The organism is Lentilactobacillus sunkii DSM 19904 (assembly GCF_001435575.1).
Taxonomy (GTDB): domain Bacteria; phylum Bacillota; class Bacilli; order Lactobacillales; family Lactobacillaceae; genus Lentilactobacillus; species Lentilactobacillus sunkii.
The window spans coordinates 71,090-86,512 of record NZ_AZEA01000005.1 but is presented as its reverse complement, the minus strand read 5'-3'; the positions used below and the strand labels follow the sequence as shown (position 1 = coordinate 86,512).

Here is a 15,423-nt window from a genome sequence, read left to right as displayed (position 1 = left end):
GTCTGAATATTATGAATAATTTATCAATGCTCACTGATTTATACGAATTTTCTATGGCAAACGGCTATCGTCAGACGATTACTGACGAGCAGGGAGTCTTTGATGTCTTCTTCCGCAAGGTGCCGGACGATGGCAGCTTTGTAATAGCCGCAGGGCTGGAACAAGTGGTCAAGTCACTGCAGAATTTTTCCTTTGATGACAGTGACATTGAATACCTGCGTTCATTGAACTTATTCCAGGAGAACTTTTTAACTTATCTGAAAGACTTCAAGTTCGACTGTAAAGTTTCAGCTGTCCCCGAAGGAACTCCGGTGTTTCCAAGGGAACCATTGTTGACGATTCAAGGACCACTGTTACAGACGCAGTTGTTTGAAACTTTAGTCTTGAATATTTTGAATCACCAATCTCTGATTGCCACCAAAGCTAGACGGATCACTTATTCCGCCGGTAATCGTCCCGTCATGGAGTTTGGCGCTCGGCGGGCTCAAGGACCTGACAGTGCCACTTATGGCGCTCGGGCAGCTGTTATCGGCGGCTGTACGAGTACTTCCAACGTATTGGCTGCCAAGAAGTTCGGGATTCCAGCAGCCGGCACGATGGCCCATGCCTGGATTGAATCATTCCCGGATGAATTAACTTCATTTGAAAAGTGGGCTGAAGTTTATCCAGACAACGCTGCCTTACTGGTTGACACTTACGATGTTTTAAAATCGGGAGTTCCAAATGCCATTAAAGTATTTAAAGAACTCAAGAAAAATGGCCACAAGCCGGTTGGCATCCGAATTGACTCCGGGGATATTACCCAGCTTTCAAAGGCTGCCAGAAAGATGCTCGACGATGCCGGCCTGCCTGAAGTAAAGATCACGGCATCCAATGCCTTGGATGAACATGTTGTCGCCTCATTGCTTCATGAAGGCGCTCCACTGGACAACTTTGGGATTGGTGAAAAGTTGATTACCAGTGCTTCATCACCAGTTTTGAGTGGCGTTTATAAGCTTGCAGCCGTCAGCGAAAACGGCAAAATGATTCCTAAAATCAAGGTCAGTGCCAGCCGGGAAAAGGTGACACTGCCTGGACTCAAGCAGGTATACCGGCTGTATGAACCTGGTACGAATAAAGCATTTGCTGACGTTATTGCTTTGAGCGATGAATCACTGGATCAACCAATTACCGTTGTGAAAGCCAATCCATTAGCCACCAAGCGTGAACAGCGGATTGAAAAGTTTGATGCCAAACCATTGCAGGTTGAGGCACTTGATGGAACTAATCTGAAGATGAAATTACCTGGCGTGTTTGATATTCAGAAGTATACCAAACAAAAGTTGGGTGAGATTCCTTCTGCCACAGAACGGCTGGTCAATCCTGATGAATTCCCAATTTATATCACGACCAAGTTGGCGGATTTGCAGGAACGGCTGCTTGAGGAAGATGGACAGTAATTATAGATTGATGGATTTGAGTGGCCTCGGGGTGTTCCCCGGGGCTTTTTTGTTGTGGATTTTTGAGCTTTGTTTGGCTAAAATGGGTTTTGCTGTTTTGCTGAATATCGAGTCTTAATGCAATACTTGCAGCAAAATTCGGTATTTACCTTATGTCAGAGCCTCTCTATTCTTCTGATAGGATTGATTGGTTCTTTTATTTTACGCTCCCTTCGGCCTCGTAAACGTGCTCCCCAAGCCAGCTTCCTCCGCTTAGCCAAATAACGAGCTTCAATGCAAGCCCCGCATTAAAACTCGTTATTTACCTAATGCTCAGAAGCTAAGCGGCTTGACTCGCACTCTCTTTTAAGTCTTTTTTAAGCTTCACTTGCTAACCTTGTCAACGTTGTGTATCGGTCTTACAGTAGCATTTCAAGCACGGTTGTTGAATTTGTTAAAAAGTGTAGAATCGGTATTGGATGCTAATTAATAATGTGATGCACATAATAATGATAAAATAATAGTAAATATATACGATAATGAGGTTATGAAGCTATGAAAATTTTAGTTGTTGATGATGATAAAGAAATTGCTCAACTGCTCGAGATCTACATTCGAAATGAAGGGTATGAGCCAGTTTCTGCCTATAGCGGTCAAGAAGCCCTTACCCGTTTACGGACTGAATCAGACATTGGTTTGATGATTCTCGACATTATGATGCCCGGTATGAACGGAATTGAAGTGGTTAAAGAAGTCCGTAAAGATTCTCAAATTCCCATCATTATTTTGTCTGCCAAGACCGAAGATATGGATAAGATTCAAGGCCTGATCAGCGGTGCCGACGATTACGTCACCAAGCCGTTTAATCCCCTTGAAGTCATGGCCCGGGTTAAGTCCTTGCTTCGCCGGACCGAAGAACACGTTACCAACGATACCCCCGACGTATTGGACATTGGTCCACTTACCATTAATAAAGATTCTCACGAAGTCAAAACCATCACCGGAACGCCTATTCAGTTAACGGCTTTGGAGTTTGGTATTTTGTACCTGTTGGCAAGTCATCCCAACCGGGTCTTTTCAGCTGACGAAATTTTTGAACGGGTATGGCGTCAGGAAAGTATTGTTTCCGCCAAGACCGTCATGGTTCATGTCAGCCACCTTCGTGACAAGATTGAAGAAGCAACCAACGGCGAGAAAGTCATTCAGACCGTTTGGGGTGTGGGCTACAAGATTGAGTCCCACTAAGCATCATCAATTTTGAAATGGGGGATGTCGCATGAAACTGACAGGTCGTGAAAAAACCGAACTGCTCCTGGAAGGAATAGTGACGGTTATTTTGCTGTTGCTGCTCAACCTTTCAATTATCATCTTAATTAACCAATCACTCTATACAAACCCTGGCTTGCGGGATGGTATTTTTATCATCAAGCGGTCGATCGTTATCGGTCCCGACCACATGCACCTTTGGAGCTGGGAGAACATTTTCATTGTGTTCATGCTGCTGTTTGATGCTGCTGTTGTATACTGGCGCTTAATCAGACGCTACCATCAAATGGAGCTTCGACACATCATCAGTGAACTACATTACATTGCCAATGGCCATTTGAACCACCGGATTCCATTTAATTTTAAAGGAAATACTCAATCAGTCGTTGAAAGTATCAACGCACTGGTTGACAGTGTCATTAAGTCCATGGATGAGGAGCGGGCAATTGAAAGTTCCAAGGATGAATTGATTACCAATGTCAGCCACGATTTAAGGACACCACTGACCTCGATTCTAGGCTATCTTGGGTTGATCCAGGACAAGCAGTATCATAGTCAGGAAGACCTGTTAAAATACACTGATATTGCCTATTTAAAGGCAAAACAAATGAAATCTCTGGTGGATAATCTGTTTGAATATACCAAGGTCAAGCAGACTGGGACGCCACTATCAATTAGCAAAATTGATCTGAACCAGATGATGGAACAGTTAGTCGCCAGCTTTGAACTTGAAGCTGACAAAAATGGTTTGGCAATTTCCGCTAAGGAAACCGACAAGCCGTTGTACATTGAAGCAGATGCCGAAAAGCTTGGACGGGTCTTCAACAACCTGATTTCCAATGGGATCAAGTATGGCAAGGGCGGCCACCACATTTACTTGAGCGCCTCAGTTGGCCAACCTGGTGAAGTGGTCATCCATGTTGCTAACGATGGACCGGAAATTCCGAAAAAATCATTGGATCAAATCTTTGAGCGTTTTTATCGGGTTGAAAGTTCTCGAAACAAAGAAACCGGCGGCTCCGGCTTAGGCTTGGCAATCGCCCAGAGTATTATTGACCTTCATGGCGGTTACATTAACGTCAGTTCAGATGAAGGCTTAACCACTTTTGCCATTCATTTACCAGTTAAGCATGGTGACAAATTAAGCAAACCTTCTCAAACGAAAGCTGCTGAATAAAAGGAGAACTTTATGAAGCATCGACTTAAATTAGTAATAACCTTGATAGGCTTTTTTTGCGTTCTAACAGGGGCGACCACGGTTAGTGCCAGTGCTCAAAACACCGTTTCTCCTAATATCTATGCCAAAGCGGCGATCGCCGTAGATGCCAAAACCGGTCAAATTTTGTATCAGAAGAATGCCAAACAACCGCGGGCAATTGCCTCAATTTCCAAGTTAATGACGGTTTATATCGTTCACCAACAAATCCAGAAGCATCACCTGTCATGGGGAAGCAAGGTCAAAATTTCCTCAGAGCTTGCGTCATTAAGCACGGCATCGGGTCTGACCAACGTGACATTAAAAACCGGCCGTTCATATACAGTTCGCCAGTTGGTTAACGCAACCCTGGTGGCTTCCGCGAATGCGGCTGCTTTAGCATTGGGGCAGAAAGTTTCCGGTACTTCGGAAAAGTTTGCCGATTTGATGAATAAGACAGCCCGAAAGATGGGCATTCATGATGGTAAATTTTACAATGCCTCCGGTCTCACCAACAAATTGACCGGAAAGCTGGCTTTACAAAAGGTCAGTGCCAATGCGGAAAACTTATTATCTGCAAGTGACGTCGCCTTATTGGCGAAAAATTTGTTGAAAGAATTTCCAAAAGTGATTAATCTGACCAGACAGACCAGCTCGACTTTTTATGGCATGGCGATGACCGGTCACAATCAGCTGATTGATGATAAGAACATTGCCAAGGGCGTGCAGGTTGACGGCTTAAAAACTGGAACTTCCGATAAAGCAGGGGCTTGTTTTGTCGGCTCGGCAACTGAGAATGGTGGTCATCGGATTATCACCGTGGTGTTGGGTGCCAGAAACCAAAGCGCCAGTGATCCTGCCCGGTTTATTCAGACTGCCAAGTTGATGCGTTCGGTTTATACAACTTTGACGCCGGTAAAACTTGCAGCAAAGTCCAAAGTTACCGGAGTCGGCAAGGCACAGATTCCGGATGGCAAAACCGAAACTGTCATTCCGGTAACCAAGACCGCCAACTGGATATGGGCAGCTAACGGAACCCACGCCAGCCAAATCAGTGGGCAATACGTCACAAAACCGGCTAAACTGGCTTCGCCAACTAAAAAGAATACTTATGTCGGCAATGCTCATTTAAAAATTGGCGACAAACGATTGCAATACATTGGTAAGTCAGCTGGAGAAATTTTCATGGTTACCAAAAACTCCGTAAAAAAAGCCAATCCTTTTGTTCGCCTATGGCGTGCGATATTGAGGCTGTTTTAGAATTCATTTTCACAAAAGGTGTTTATTAATTGGGGCATATCCCATATAATTGTACTTGGAGTGTTTACATTATTTTTACACACAGATGACGAAAGTGTGTATTGGTTTAAATGGAGGAATCCTTTTTGGGAAAAGCTGAAGCAAAATCGAGGGCAAAGCTTCCATATTGGCGAAGAATACTTGACGCTTCTTTGCCTGTAGATTTAAGTTATATACCAATTGGGCTGGCGTGTGGTATTTTACTTCACGCATCGGGCTTTAATGTGTGGACCACTTTGATGGTATCAATTATGGTTTTTTCCGGCGGTGCTCAATTTTTAATCGCTTCGCTTCTGGCAACGAATGCCCCAATGCTTTCCGTGATCTTGATGATGTTCTTCCTGGAACTTCGTTATGCGTTGTTGGGATCCAGTCTTTCCAAGTATCTGCACGGGGAGTCACTGGGATTTACCGCGTTGTTTGCGGCATCCATGAATGATGAAAACTATGCATTAAATTACTTAAAATTCTCAACTGATAAGAAGTTCACGCCGCATGAAGCTCTGCATGTTGAACATATGACACTGGTCTTTTGGACAATCAGTAACATCATCGGTAGTCTGATCGGCAGTGCGATTAACATTGACTTAACAATTGTTCACTTCGCTTTAACTGCGTTATTCCTTTATATGATTGTTGTGCAGTTGAAGAATGGTTTGATTATCGTAATTTGTATCTTGTCAGGATTTCTGGCAGCTTTCTTCATGGTGATTACCAAATCAACCCTGGGGCTGGTATTATCAACCTTAACGGCATCGTTTATTGGATTTATGGTCGAAGCAACGATTAGAAAGTTCGACACAAAGAGTCGTTGGTTGAAACCGATGAAGAACCCTGCTGGATCGCCTGAGGATACTGACGAAGACACGGATGACTAGGAGCTATCTTTATGGAATGGAACACGACACAACATGTTTGGTTAATCTTAGGGTGTTTTTGCGTGGCCTTTGCACCACGGTTAATTCCCCTAATGTTTTTCCGTACACGAAAAATTCCAAATTGGTTTAACGAGTGGATGAGATACGTTCCAATTTCGCTGTTCACAGCATTGGTTGTCAAGGATCTTTTCATTTCTCCTGAATACACGGTCACATTTGTGAACCGGGCACCAGAAATGATTGCCGCTGTGATCGTGATTGGGATTGCGTATTGGACGCGTTCAATGGCAATCTCAGTTGTTCTGGGGTTATTGGCAGTATTTCTCCTGGCAATGGTTGTCTGATAAAAGCATTACATATACACAAAAATAGGACTACCGACGAGTTCAACTTGTCGGTAGTCCTATTAACTTTACAAAAGGATTCTTCGTTTAATTTTTTCAGTTGGATTGGCAACCACCAGACCAAAGTCATCTGCGGTGAGCTCTTGGTCAACCCGCATGCCGTTTTGTACTAGAACAGTGAATTGAACCTTTTCTTTAATCGCGATGTCCATGAAGGGGTCGATTAATTCCTGGTCCATCCTGCCGTTGATATAGACCCGGTATTCAGGATAATTTTTTAGAACTTTGTCCACTAATTCCGGGGTGCCGGCCTGATGGAGCTGGCCGATGGTCAGGGCTAAAGCGACTCTTTCTCGAAAGTTGCCAAGAAATGCCCGCTTTTCATCCGGTTTAATCTGTGGATTGCCAAACATATGCTGCTTAATAAATTCTTCTGAACTATCAGCCAATTGAATGCCCCTTTCGAACGCAATATTTAAGTTTAATATAACAAATTATTTGTTGAAAGTCTCTATCAGTCATTTGCTATAATATACTTTAACAATCATTATTCCAAATTTTCCGAACAATAATCTGGGATCCGGAAAATGTTCATTCGGGAAAAATGTTATAATAAATTAGAACAAATTTTACGAGGAGGGCTTCAATTTGAAAAAATGGATTTGGATTGTAATCGCCATAGTCATTGGTGCTTCAGTTGGTGGTTACGCATATGCCCGTCATAGCCAAAACGAAAAAATATACGCGGAAGCTATGCAGCGAGGCCGCCTTCAAATTTCGAATAAAAAATATACCGCTGCCGAGACGTCATTTACCAACGCCTTAAAGCGCAAACCGAATGATGACAAGGCTGATCGGATATTGAACCAGACCCAGTCATTTATTTCAGCAAATGACTTATTTGATTCGCTCAAATTTGGCGAGGCAAAAAGTGAGTATCAATCCGTTGCCAATACCAAGAAGGGCAATCAGTTATTGTCAGACCGGGCCAATGCGCAAATTACTAAAATAAAGGGGATTCAAAAGAATCGTCAAAATTACAACAAGATTTATGATCAAGCACTGGATCAGGCCGGTAATGGGCAGTACACCGAGTCAAACAGTACGTTGGACAAGATATTCTCCGACAAGTCGATTCATCAATCATACTATGCGGACATTTTGAAGAAAGCACAAACTTTGCGGGATAAGAATAACGACGCAATCAGCGGCAATTCTTCAGACAGTTCAAACAGTTTTGAATCAAGTAGTTCCAATAGTAACACCAACAATAATCCTAATGTGACCGGCGATAAGGGAGCCAGCTTAACTTCTGCTGAGAAGAAGGCTGCGGCCGCATATAAGGGTTCGAACGAATACACTGTTACCAAGGGTGAGCGTGACCTTAACGGCAAGCCGATTACTGCCGCTCAAATTACGAGTGCCAGAAAGCAGATCTCTGCAGCTGGTGTGGATTCCAATGCGATGAGCGACCAGGATGTCCGTAACATTATCAAAGGTGCCCACAAGAATGGCGAAACAATTGGCCAGTACGTAAAGGCACATTATTAATTCAAAGTTTATTCATAATGAATCTCAGGGATGACTATCTCTGGGATTTTCATTATCCATGAGTAATAAAGCTTGTTAGGAACCGCTTTCCAAGAGTAAAATGTGTTTTATCAATAAAACCGCGAGGGGGTTGAGCAATTGTCACTTTGGGCAAGGTTTGTGAACAACATTCCACTGAGAAGATTTACCGTTCTAATGCTGGTTATTTTTGTGCTGTATGTCACCCGCAGCATGATCAGTACGGTTTTGCTGACGTTTATTTTCTCATTGTTGGTGGTCAAATTGACTAACGCAATTCGACGGCACATCCGTATTCCGGCGCCGGTAATTGTCTCCATCGTTTATCTGTTGGTTGTCTTAGGTCTGTACTTTGCGATTACCACTTATATTCCTAAAGTTGCCGACCAAACGTTCAATGTGACCCAGGATATTATTAATTTTTACTCTAATCCGAATAATCTGCCCGATGACAGCACACTTTCGTGGGTCAATAAATTGATCCAGCAAAGCAATGTCATGGCCCAGATGAAAAATGGTGTTTCATTGGTCTGGAAGTATGTTACCGGTGTTGGAAAGATGGGAGTCACATTATTCCTGTCGATCATGCTGAGCTTTTTCTTCACCATTGAGCTCAAAGCGATGGATCGCTTTTCGAAGTCACTGTTGGAAAGTGATTTTGGCTGGTTCTTCCAAGACTTGGCTTTCTTTGGTAAAAAGTTTGTTTCTACTTTTGGTGTTGTGATTGAAGCCCAATTCTTCATTGCCCTTTGCAACACTGCTTTGACGACAATCGTGATTGCCATTATGGGGCTGCCGCAGTTGGCAGCATTGTCACTGATGGTCTTCATCTTCAGTCTGATTCCGGTTGCCGGGGTAATCATTTCGTTTATCCCGTTATCGCTGGTCGGCTTTTCAGTGGGCGGCATCAACGATGTCTTTTACCTGCTGATCACGATAATCGTGATCCATATCTTTGAGGCATACGTGCTAAATCCCAATTTTATGGCCTCAAAGACCAACCTGCCGATCTTTTATACCTTTGTTGTACTACTGGTCGGCGAACATTTCTTTGGCATTTGGGGCTTAATCTGTGGGGTGCCGATCTTCACGTTCTTCCTGGATATTCTGGGAGTCAAAAAGCATGAAGTTCCTCGCAAAAAGCTGCTAAAGACCCGATCGTAGCTTACGGTTTTAAAACCACTTTATAAAAATTTCACAATTAAGCTGAAAAATTTTTCTGTTTGGTGTAAAATCAATCTGATAGAGATAAAGAAAGAGGTAATTATATTGGCAAAACTTGTGTTAATTCGTCATGGTCAAAGTGAATGGAACTTATCTAACCAATTTACTGGTTGGGTCGATGTTGATTTGAGTGAAGAAGGAGTTAAGCAAGCCATCAACGCTGGTAAGTTAATCAAAAAAGCCGGCATTCAATTTGACTTTGCATTTACTTCAGTATTGACTCGAGCAATCAAAACTTTACATTATGCTTTGGAATACTCAGACCAACTTTGGATTCCAGAAGTTAAATCATGGCGTTTGAACGAACGTCATTACGGCGCTTTGCAAGGCCACAACAAGAAGAAGGCTGCTGAAAAATATGGTGACGAACAGGTTCATATCTGGCGTCGTTCATACGATGTATTGCCTCCACTTCTGAAGGCCGACGACGAAGGTTCAGCTGTTCATGACCGTCGTTACGCCAACCTTGATCCACACATCATCCCTGGTGGTGAAAATCTTAAAGTTACACTCGAACGTGTAATGCCATTCTGGGAAGATCAAATTGCTCCTAAATTACTTGACGGCAAGAACGTTATCATTGCCGCTCATGGTAACTCATTACGGGCACTTTCAAAATACATCGAAAACATTTCCGATGAAGATATCATGAACCTTGAAATGGCTACTGGTGAGCCAGTGGTTTATGACTTTGATGACAAATTGAACGTTGTCAGCAAGACTAAGTTGGACTAATCAAGTAATACTAAACAGTCACTTTGGGCATGTCCCCAAAGTGACTGTTTTTGCGTATTTTGCTAATCTGATATAATTGGTTTCGTAATAAGGAAATCACTTTTAAAAAATGAATTCTCAAAGGAAGTTTTTCTATGATTAGTATTCGCCAACTTGCTCGGATCGCAAAAGTTTCACCTGGGGTCATCTCCCGCGTACTGAACGAAGATCCAACTCTCTCGGTGTCAGATAGTACCCGGAAAAGGGTTCTCGCGCTCATTAAACAATATAATTACCAGCCAACTAAGCATCAAGGCAAAAAGTGGATCAATTCTCTTTGTGTGATCACCACGTTAACGGAGGCTGAAGAAGTCAATGACGCTTATTTCCGACTGATTTTTCAAGGGGTTTCCGAGGCAGCCCAAGAGACTGATTTTAAAATTAAAACAATCTATCGGCTTCAGGAAAAACCGAAAATGAATGATATTCCCAAATACGCCGGTTTAATCTTGATTGGGGCAATTGATAACCAAGTGGTTCAATCATTTCGAGACCAAAATGAGCATTTGGTTTTAATTGATAATCAAGTGAATACATTGGTTGCCAATCGAGTGGATCCGGACGTGTCTGGAATGGCTAAGACTGCCTTTCAACGATTTATGGACCAGGGAATCAAGGAATTCGGTTTTATTGGCGGCAGATTATCTAGTGTTGGCGTACAGGGTCAGGTGAGTCACCCCGAAAAAGAGGATCGATTGGACACGTTCCAACAGCTTAGTGAAGCAGAAGCCGGCGTGACGCTTCATACTAAGATTGGTGAATGGTCACCACAATTCGGTTACGACTCGGCAACTGCCCTGATCCAGGAGCATCCGCAGATTCAAGCTTTTGTGGCTGCTTCGGATCCGATTGCTCTTGGCGTGTTGCGGGCACTCCATGATTCGAAGGTATCAGTTCCCAATCAAGTCCAAGTGATTGGCTTTGATGATTTGAATTATTCAAAATTTTTGATTCCGCGCTTAAGCACTTTTCGAATTCCAACTAAAGAGATTGGCAGCGAAGCGGTTAGAATTCTAGTCCACGAATTAACTTCTGACAATTCAAATATTCGTCAGGTCCAGTTATCTGGCAAATTAATCGAACGGGAAACAACTATATAGTGTGCAAAAAAGGTTTACGTTAAAATGCGTAAACCTTTTTTGAGATTATATTTTTTTGAGTTCAAATTTCATACTTTCAAAATCATGTTTTGGTTGGGGCATTGGGTAGAAGCCAATGTTCATCAACTCATCACCGGATACTGCCAATGAGCCGTTAACTTCATACTTGGCTTTTGGATCCAGACCTTGAAGCTTCAACACGGTTAGTGGATATGCAGGTTGATTGAGAATGTTAAAGTACATGACCACCGCTTTAGACTTGTCGGGGCTGACAAACATCCAAGAGCCTTGATTGTTCTTAAAAGGATTAATTAATCGATAGAAATCACCGAATTGGATAAGTTCCCGGTTTGCTTTATACCATTGATTTTCTTGAATGACGGTTTTGACTTCATCATCCGAAAGAGTGAGAGGATCCAGTTCATAACCGGTATCAGCGGAATTAGCAACTAACGAGCGGAAGTTGATATCGATGCTTCTGCCGGTATTTGGGTTCGGAATTTTTGATACGTGGGCACCCATTGCAACTGGTGGATAAATTATGCTGGTACCGTATTGAATCTTGACTCTTTCCACAGCATCGGTATTATCAGATACCCAGTATTGCGGCATGTAATAGAGCATTCCTGCATCAAAACGACCACCGCCGCCTGAGCAGCCTTCAAATAAGATGTTTGGATAACGGGCTGTGATTTTGGCCATAAAGTCATAGACCCCAAGAATGTAGCGATGTGAGGCTTCACCCTGTTGGTCAGCAGGTAAGTTCAAATTGTACAACTCGGTAATATTTCGATTCATGTCCCATTTGACATAGTCAATTGTTGTACTGTCTAAAATTTCACACATTTGTTTGAAAATATGTTCACGAACTTCCGGACGGCCGAAGTCTAAAACATATTGATCACGGGAGACGGAAAGCTGCCGATTGGGGGTGTGGATCGCCCAATCAGGATGGGCCCGATATAAATCAGAATCTTTGGAAACCATTTCAGGTTCAAACCATAGGCCGAATTTCATTCCCAATTGATGGGTTAGGTCTGAAATTGAAGTTAAACCATGTGGCAGTTTTTCCTTGTTAACGTACCAGTCACCCAGTGAAGAATTGTCATCGTTACGATGACCAAACCAGCCGTCATCCAAAACAAATAGTTCGATATCGAGTTGGGCAGATTTTTTCACAATTTTTTCCAGCTTGGCTTCATCAAAGTCCATATACGTTGCTTCCCAATTATTAATCAGAATTGGCCGTGGCTTCTTGGCAAATTGTGATGTCATGACGTGATTAAGAATCAAATGATGAAAAGCATGTGACAGCTGGTTTAAACCACGATCACTGAAGCTCATCATAACTTCAGGAGATTGGAAGGATTCTTGTGGACGGAGTTTCCAAGAGAAATTAAAATCGTTGATTCCCATCTGTACACGAACTTGTTCAAATGGATCTTTTTGAATAGTCGATTTGTGGCTTCCACTATAGATTAGATTGAAACCATAAGCTGTGCCGCTATCCTCAGTGACATTTGGTGAAACCAAGCCAAAGAAAGGACTTTGCATGTGCCCCGATGAACTTCGTTTCGAATCCAAAACTTTAGTACCTGGGTTAATGTCTTCAACTACAACTTGGCGTTCTTCAGCGTATCGGCCAGGAAGTTGAAGTAGTTGATAATCATTTTTAGGAAAATCAATGTTCATACTGTCAATCTTTTTAATGTCAATGTCTGTTGTTCCGGAATTGATGATTTGTGAACTGCGAACAACTGATGCGGAATCAGAAAAAATGGTGTAGGCCAAATTGACGGTAATCTGCGCTATTTTATCAACCATCGTGATTGTGAGCGTCTTGGCTTCCGATTGATCCGCATGAGTGCTTGGAAGTTCAGGCGAAGCGTCTTTCCCATCGGTAATCTGGTAACTTTGATATTCAAAGTTAGTGATCATAGAGCCGTTGGTTTGTTGAACACTGATCGCTGGTTCACGGAAATCGCCAGCACCAAAGCTTGGAAATTCCTGGGGTAGGGTGTTCAATGAGTAGTTTCGGTCGGTCGCATCACTAAAATTTGGAGAAAATGATCGATCCAGTCGGGGATACTTCAGGCTCCCTGAATAGTCATTCACTTTTTTACCAAAGTAGTAGTGGGCTAGAACGTTATGGTCTTCCACACCCAGAATGTAACTAACCTTTGAGTTGGATAGGTGGAAAATTTGGTTCCCACTCACTTTTGATACTTTAATTTGTGCATCCATTGATGTATTCCTCCAATAATTTTGTTTGAAAGTAAACAGTAAACAATTTAATAATTATAATTGTAAGCGCTTTTAGGGAAAAGTCAACCTGATCCTTGTGGTTAAAAGAAATAAAAAATAAATTCGCGTTAATTGGCATAGAATCAATCGTTATCTGGCCAATTCATCTTAAAAATCGAAAATCTTTAATTTTAACCACTTGACGAATTAAACATTTCAGGGTTTAAAAATAAACAGTAAACATAAACGGCTTCTGAAATCGATTAATCAAAGTCAGGAGAGATGAAAAGAAGCATCTTTAATACATCTAACATTTTGGTGGCAATACCAATTTTGATTATCATTAAACTATTATTAGAAAAAATTGGGCGAATACATTTGATGCTAAATTCTAATTACCGCAATGTTCATTATTCATGATTATCTGAGTGATCAATTGTAATGTAACTTGTGAATCTTTTAATATTTCTCCATTTGATATGTGAGATAAATGCAATTAATTTTAATAAACGAATGCTACACTAATTTTTGTGCGAAAACGTTTACCTCGTAGAGGATTATCATTTAAAAATTGGGGAATCTATATTATGCAGAAGAAAAAGATCACTTTAGTTGGATTAGTTTTAATGACGTTATCAACCATTTATGGGTTTGCGAATACGACCGTTGCGTACGATCAGATGGGCTACGCAAGTATTATTTGGTACATATTGGGAGCCGTATTGTTCCTGCTGCCTACTGCCCTGATGTTTGCCGAGTATGGCTCGACTTTTAAGGATGCCCATGGTGGAATATACTCCTGGTTGGCTGGTTCAATCGGTGAGGAGTGGGCCTTTATCGGGACTTTCATCTGGTTGTCGTCTTGGATTATCTGGTTGATGTCGACTGCTTCAAAAGTTTGGATTCCATTTGCAACCACATTGTTTGGTCATGATACGACTCAGACGTGGAGCTTTCTTGGCTTGAGTTCAACCAAGACCGTTGGGTTGCTTGCTATTTTGTGGATTCTAACGGTTACTTGGTTTGCGGTTCGCGGAATGGATTCCATTTCTAAAATCTCGTCAGTGGGTGGAATTTTTGTTTCATTGTTGACAGTGATTTTTGCAATTGCCAGTATCGTTGTTCTGGTATTTAATGGAGGTCATCTGGCTCAGCCCGTCACTGGGATAGGAAGCTTCATCAATTCGCCAAACCCTCAATTTACATCACCAATCGCGGTCATTTCATTCATGGTTTACGCTGTGTTTGCATATGCCGGAACGGAAACCTTGGGTGGGGTTACCGATAATATGAAGGATCCGGCCAAGACTTTTCCACGTGGATTGATTATTTCAACAGTGATCATTACCGTTATGTATTCTCTATCAATCTTCCTTTGGGGAATTACTACTAATTGGCATTCAGTTCTTGGCCACGGACAAGTCAACTTGGGAAACATCACCTATGTGTTGATGGCTAATTTAGGAGTTGTCCTTGGGCAAAGTCTTCATCTATCGGCTGCTGCCAGTTCAATACTCGGGACTGCCTTTGCCCGATTCGCCGGATTAAGTATGTTCATGGCTTATATGGGCTCATTCTTTGTCTTGGTATATTCACCTTTGAAGTCGTTTATCATGGGTTCAAATCCCAACTTCTGGCCGGCCAAGATGACTCAGTTGAATAAGAAGGGCATGCCTGGGTTTGCGATGTGGACTCAAGCAGTCATCGTGGCAGTCTTGATCTTCTTTGTTACTTTCGGTGGTTCAAATGCCTCACAATTCTATGTTATTTTGACCAACATGGGAAATATTTCCACATCTTTCCCTTACATCTTTTTGGTTGCCGCTTTTCCTTTCTTCAAACGCAAGAAAGGGTTGGAACGACCATTTGAGATTTACAAGAAGCGTTGGATAACTGACGCCGTTTCAATCATCGTTTTGATCGTTTTGGTTGGTGGAATCGGGTTTACCGCGGTGACTCCAATCATTCAACACGACTATGTCACAGCCTTCTGGACAATCATCGGCCCAATCTTCTTTGGTGCGATTGCTTGGGCATTCTTGACATATCAGTCACACAAATTAGCAAAAAATAAATAAGCTCGATATTAAAAAGTCAGACGAAGAATATCTT

The 15,423-nt window shown here is 42.2% G+C and carries 13 protein-coding genes; 11 read left to right on the top strand and 2 right to left on the bottom strand.

The window, feature by feature from the left end; genetic code table 11:
• The first annotated feature begins 11 nt into the window (after nt 1-11).
• The 6 genes from FD17_RS05325 to FD17_RS05300 all read left to right on the top strand — a co-directional run bounded on the left by FD17_RS05325 (nt 12) and on the right by FD17_RS05300 (nt 6,400).
• Nucleotides 12-1,439 (top strand): nicotinate phosphoribosyltransferase, encoded by a 1,428-nt coding sequence (locus FD17_RS05325; protein ID WP_057824346.1) that lies wholly within the window; start codon nt 12-14, stop codon nt 1,437-1,439.
• A 534-nt stretch (nt 1,440-1,973) separates the two neighbouring features.
• Nucleotides 1,974-2,663: a response regulator transcription factor CroR gene (gene croR / locus FD17_RS05320; RefSeq protein WP_013727423.1), complete on the top strand. Its 690-nt coding sequence runs from the start codon at nt 1,974-1,976 to the stop codon at nt 2,661-2,663.
• Nucleotides 2,664-2,694: 31 nt separating this feature from the next.
• Nucleotides 2,695-3,861, top strand: a complete 1,167-nt coding sequence (locus tag FD17_RS05315) for a sensor histidine kinase (protein ID WP_057824343.1) — start codon at nt 2,695-2,697, stop codon at nt 3,859-3,861.
• A 12-nt stretch (nt 3,862-3,873) separates the two neighbouring features.
• Nucleotides 3,874-5,139, top strand: coding sequence for a D-alanyl-D-alanine carboxypeptidase family protein (locus FD17_RS05310; RefSeq protein ID WP_057824341.1), 1,266 nt, complete (start codon nt 3,874-3,876; stop codon nt 5,137-5,139).
• 110 nt (nt 5,140-5,249) lie between these two features.
• Nucleotides 5,250-6,056 carry an AzlC family ABC transporter permease gene (locus FD17_RS05305; RefSeq protein ID WP_420864818.1) on the top strand — a complete coding sequence of 269 codons (807 nt, stop codon included), beginning with the start codon at nt 5,250-5,252 and terminating at the stop codon, nt 6,054-6,056.
• Nucleotides 6,057-6,067: 11 nt separating this feature from the next.
• A complete protein-coding gene (locus FD17_RS05300) occupies nt 6,068-6,400 on the top strand; it encodes an AzlD domain-containing protein (protein ID WP_057824337.1) in 333 nt (110 codons plus the stop codon).
• Between the two features lie 68 nt (nt 6,401-6,468).
• Here FD17_RS05300 and FD17_RS05295 read toward each other — a convergent pair whose 3' ends face one another.
• The gene (locus FD17_RS05295; RefSeq protein ID WP_057824335.1) at nt 6,469-6,849 is read right to left on the bottom strand and encodes a DUF1694 domain-containing protein; all 381 of its coding nucleotides are present in this window, start codon (nt 6,847-6,849) and stop codon (nt 6,469-6,471) included.
• Between the two features lie 199 nt (nt 6,850-7,048).
• Here FD17_RS05295 and FD17_RS05290 point away from each other — a divergent pair, with 199 nt between their 5' ends.
• The 4 genes from FD17_RS05290 (at nt 7,049) to FD17_RS05275 (ending at nt 11,067) form a co-directional block, all read left to right on the top strand.
• Nucleotides 7,049-7,951, top strand: coding sequence for a hypothetical protein (locus FD17_RS05290; RefSeq protein ID WP_057824333.1), 903 nt, complete (start codon nt 7,049-7,051; stop codon nt 7,949-7,951).
• Between the two features lie 195 nt (nt 7,952-8,146).
• Nucleotides 8,147-9,133: an AI-2E family transporter gene (locus tag FD17_RS05285; RefSeq protein WP_191983127.1), complete on the top strand. Its 987-nt coding sequence runs from the start codon at nt 8,147-8,149 to the stop codon at nt 9,131-9,133.
• 105 nt (nt 9,134-9,238) lie between these two features.
• Nucleotides 9,239-9,928, top strand: a complete 690-nt coding sequence (locus FD17_RS05280; protein ID WP_057824328.1) for a 2,3-diphosphoglycerate-dependent phosphoglycerate mutase — start codon at nt 9,239-9,241, stop codon at nt 9,926-9,928.
• Nucleotides 9,929-10,062: 134 nt separating this feature from the next.
• Nucleotides 10,063-11,067 carry a LacI family DNA-binding transcriptional regulator gene (locus FD17_RS05275; RefSeq protein WP_057824326.1) on the top strand — a complete coding sequence of 335 codons (1,005 nt, stop codon included), beginning with the start codon at nt 10,063-10,065 and terminating at the stop codon, nt 11,065-11,067.
• A gap of 45 nt (nt 11,068-11,112) precedes the next feature.
• Here the strand turns inward: FD17_RS05275 and FD17_RS05270 are convergent, their stop codons facing one another.
• Nucleotides 11,113-13,311, bottom strand: coding sequence for an alpha-galactosidase (locus FD17_RS05270; protein WP_057824324.1), 2,199 nt, complete (start codon nt 13,309-13,311; stop codon nt 11,113-11,115).
• 587 nt (nt 13,312-13,898) lie between these two features.
• Between FD17_RS05270 and yjeM the strand changes: the two genes are divergently transcribed.
• Nucleotides 13,899-15,389 carry a glutamate/gamma-aminobutyrate family transporter YjeM gene (gene yjeM / locus FD17_RS05265; RefSeq protein ID WP_057824322.1) on the top strand — a complete coding sequence of 497 codons (1,491 nt, stop codon included), beginning with the start codon at nt 13,899-13,901 and terminating at the stop codon, nt 15,387-15,389.
• Nucleotides 15,390-15,423: the final 34 nt, after the last annotated feature.

Coding starts and splice junctions, on each gene's coding strand:
- FD17_RS05270 (WP_057824324.1), bottom strand. CDS start 13,311: ATGGATGCACAAATTAAAGTATCAAAAGTGAGTGGGAACCAAATTTTC.
- FD17_RS05305 (WP_420864818.1), top strand. CDS start 5,250: ATGGAGGAATCCTTTTTGGGAAAAGCTGAAGCAAAATCGAGGGCAAAG.
- FD17_RS05325 (WP_057824346.1), top strand. CDS start 12: ATGAATAATTTATCAATGCTCACTGATTTATACGAATTTTCTATGGCA.
- FD17_RS05315 (WP_057824343.1), top strand. CDS start 2,695: ATGAAACTGACAGGTCGTGAAAAAACCGAACTGCTCCTGGAAGGAATA.
- FD17_RS05310 (WP_057824341.1), top strand. CDS start 3,874: ATGAAGCATCGACTTAAATTAGTAATAACCTTGATAGGCTTTTTTTGC.
- croR (WP_013727423.1), top strand. CDS start 1,974: ATGAAAATTTTAGTTGTTGATGATGATAAAGAAATTGCTCAACTGCTC.
- yjeM (WP_057824322.1), top strand. CDS start 13,899: ATGCAGAAGAAAAAGATCACTTTAGTTGGATTAGTTTTAATGACGTTA.
- FD17_RS05275 (WP_057824326.1), top strand. CDS start 10,063: ATGATTAGTATTCGCCAACTTGCTCGGATCGCAAAAGTTTCACCTGGG.
- FD17_RS05285 (WP_191983127.1), top strand. CDS start 8,147: ATGCTGGTTATTTTTGTGCTGTATGTCACCCGCAGCATGATCAGTACG.
- FD17_RS05300 (WP_057824337.1), top strand. CDS start 6,068: ATGGAATGGAACACGACACAACATGTTTGGTTAATCTTAGGGTGTTTT.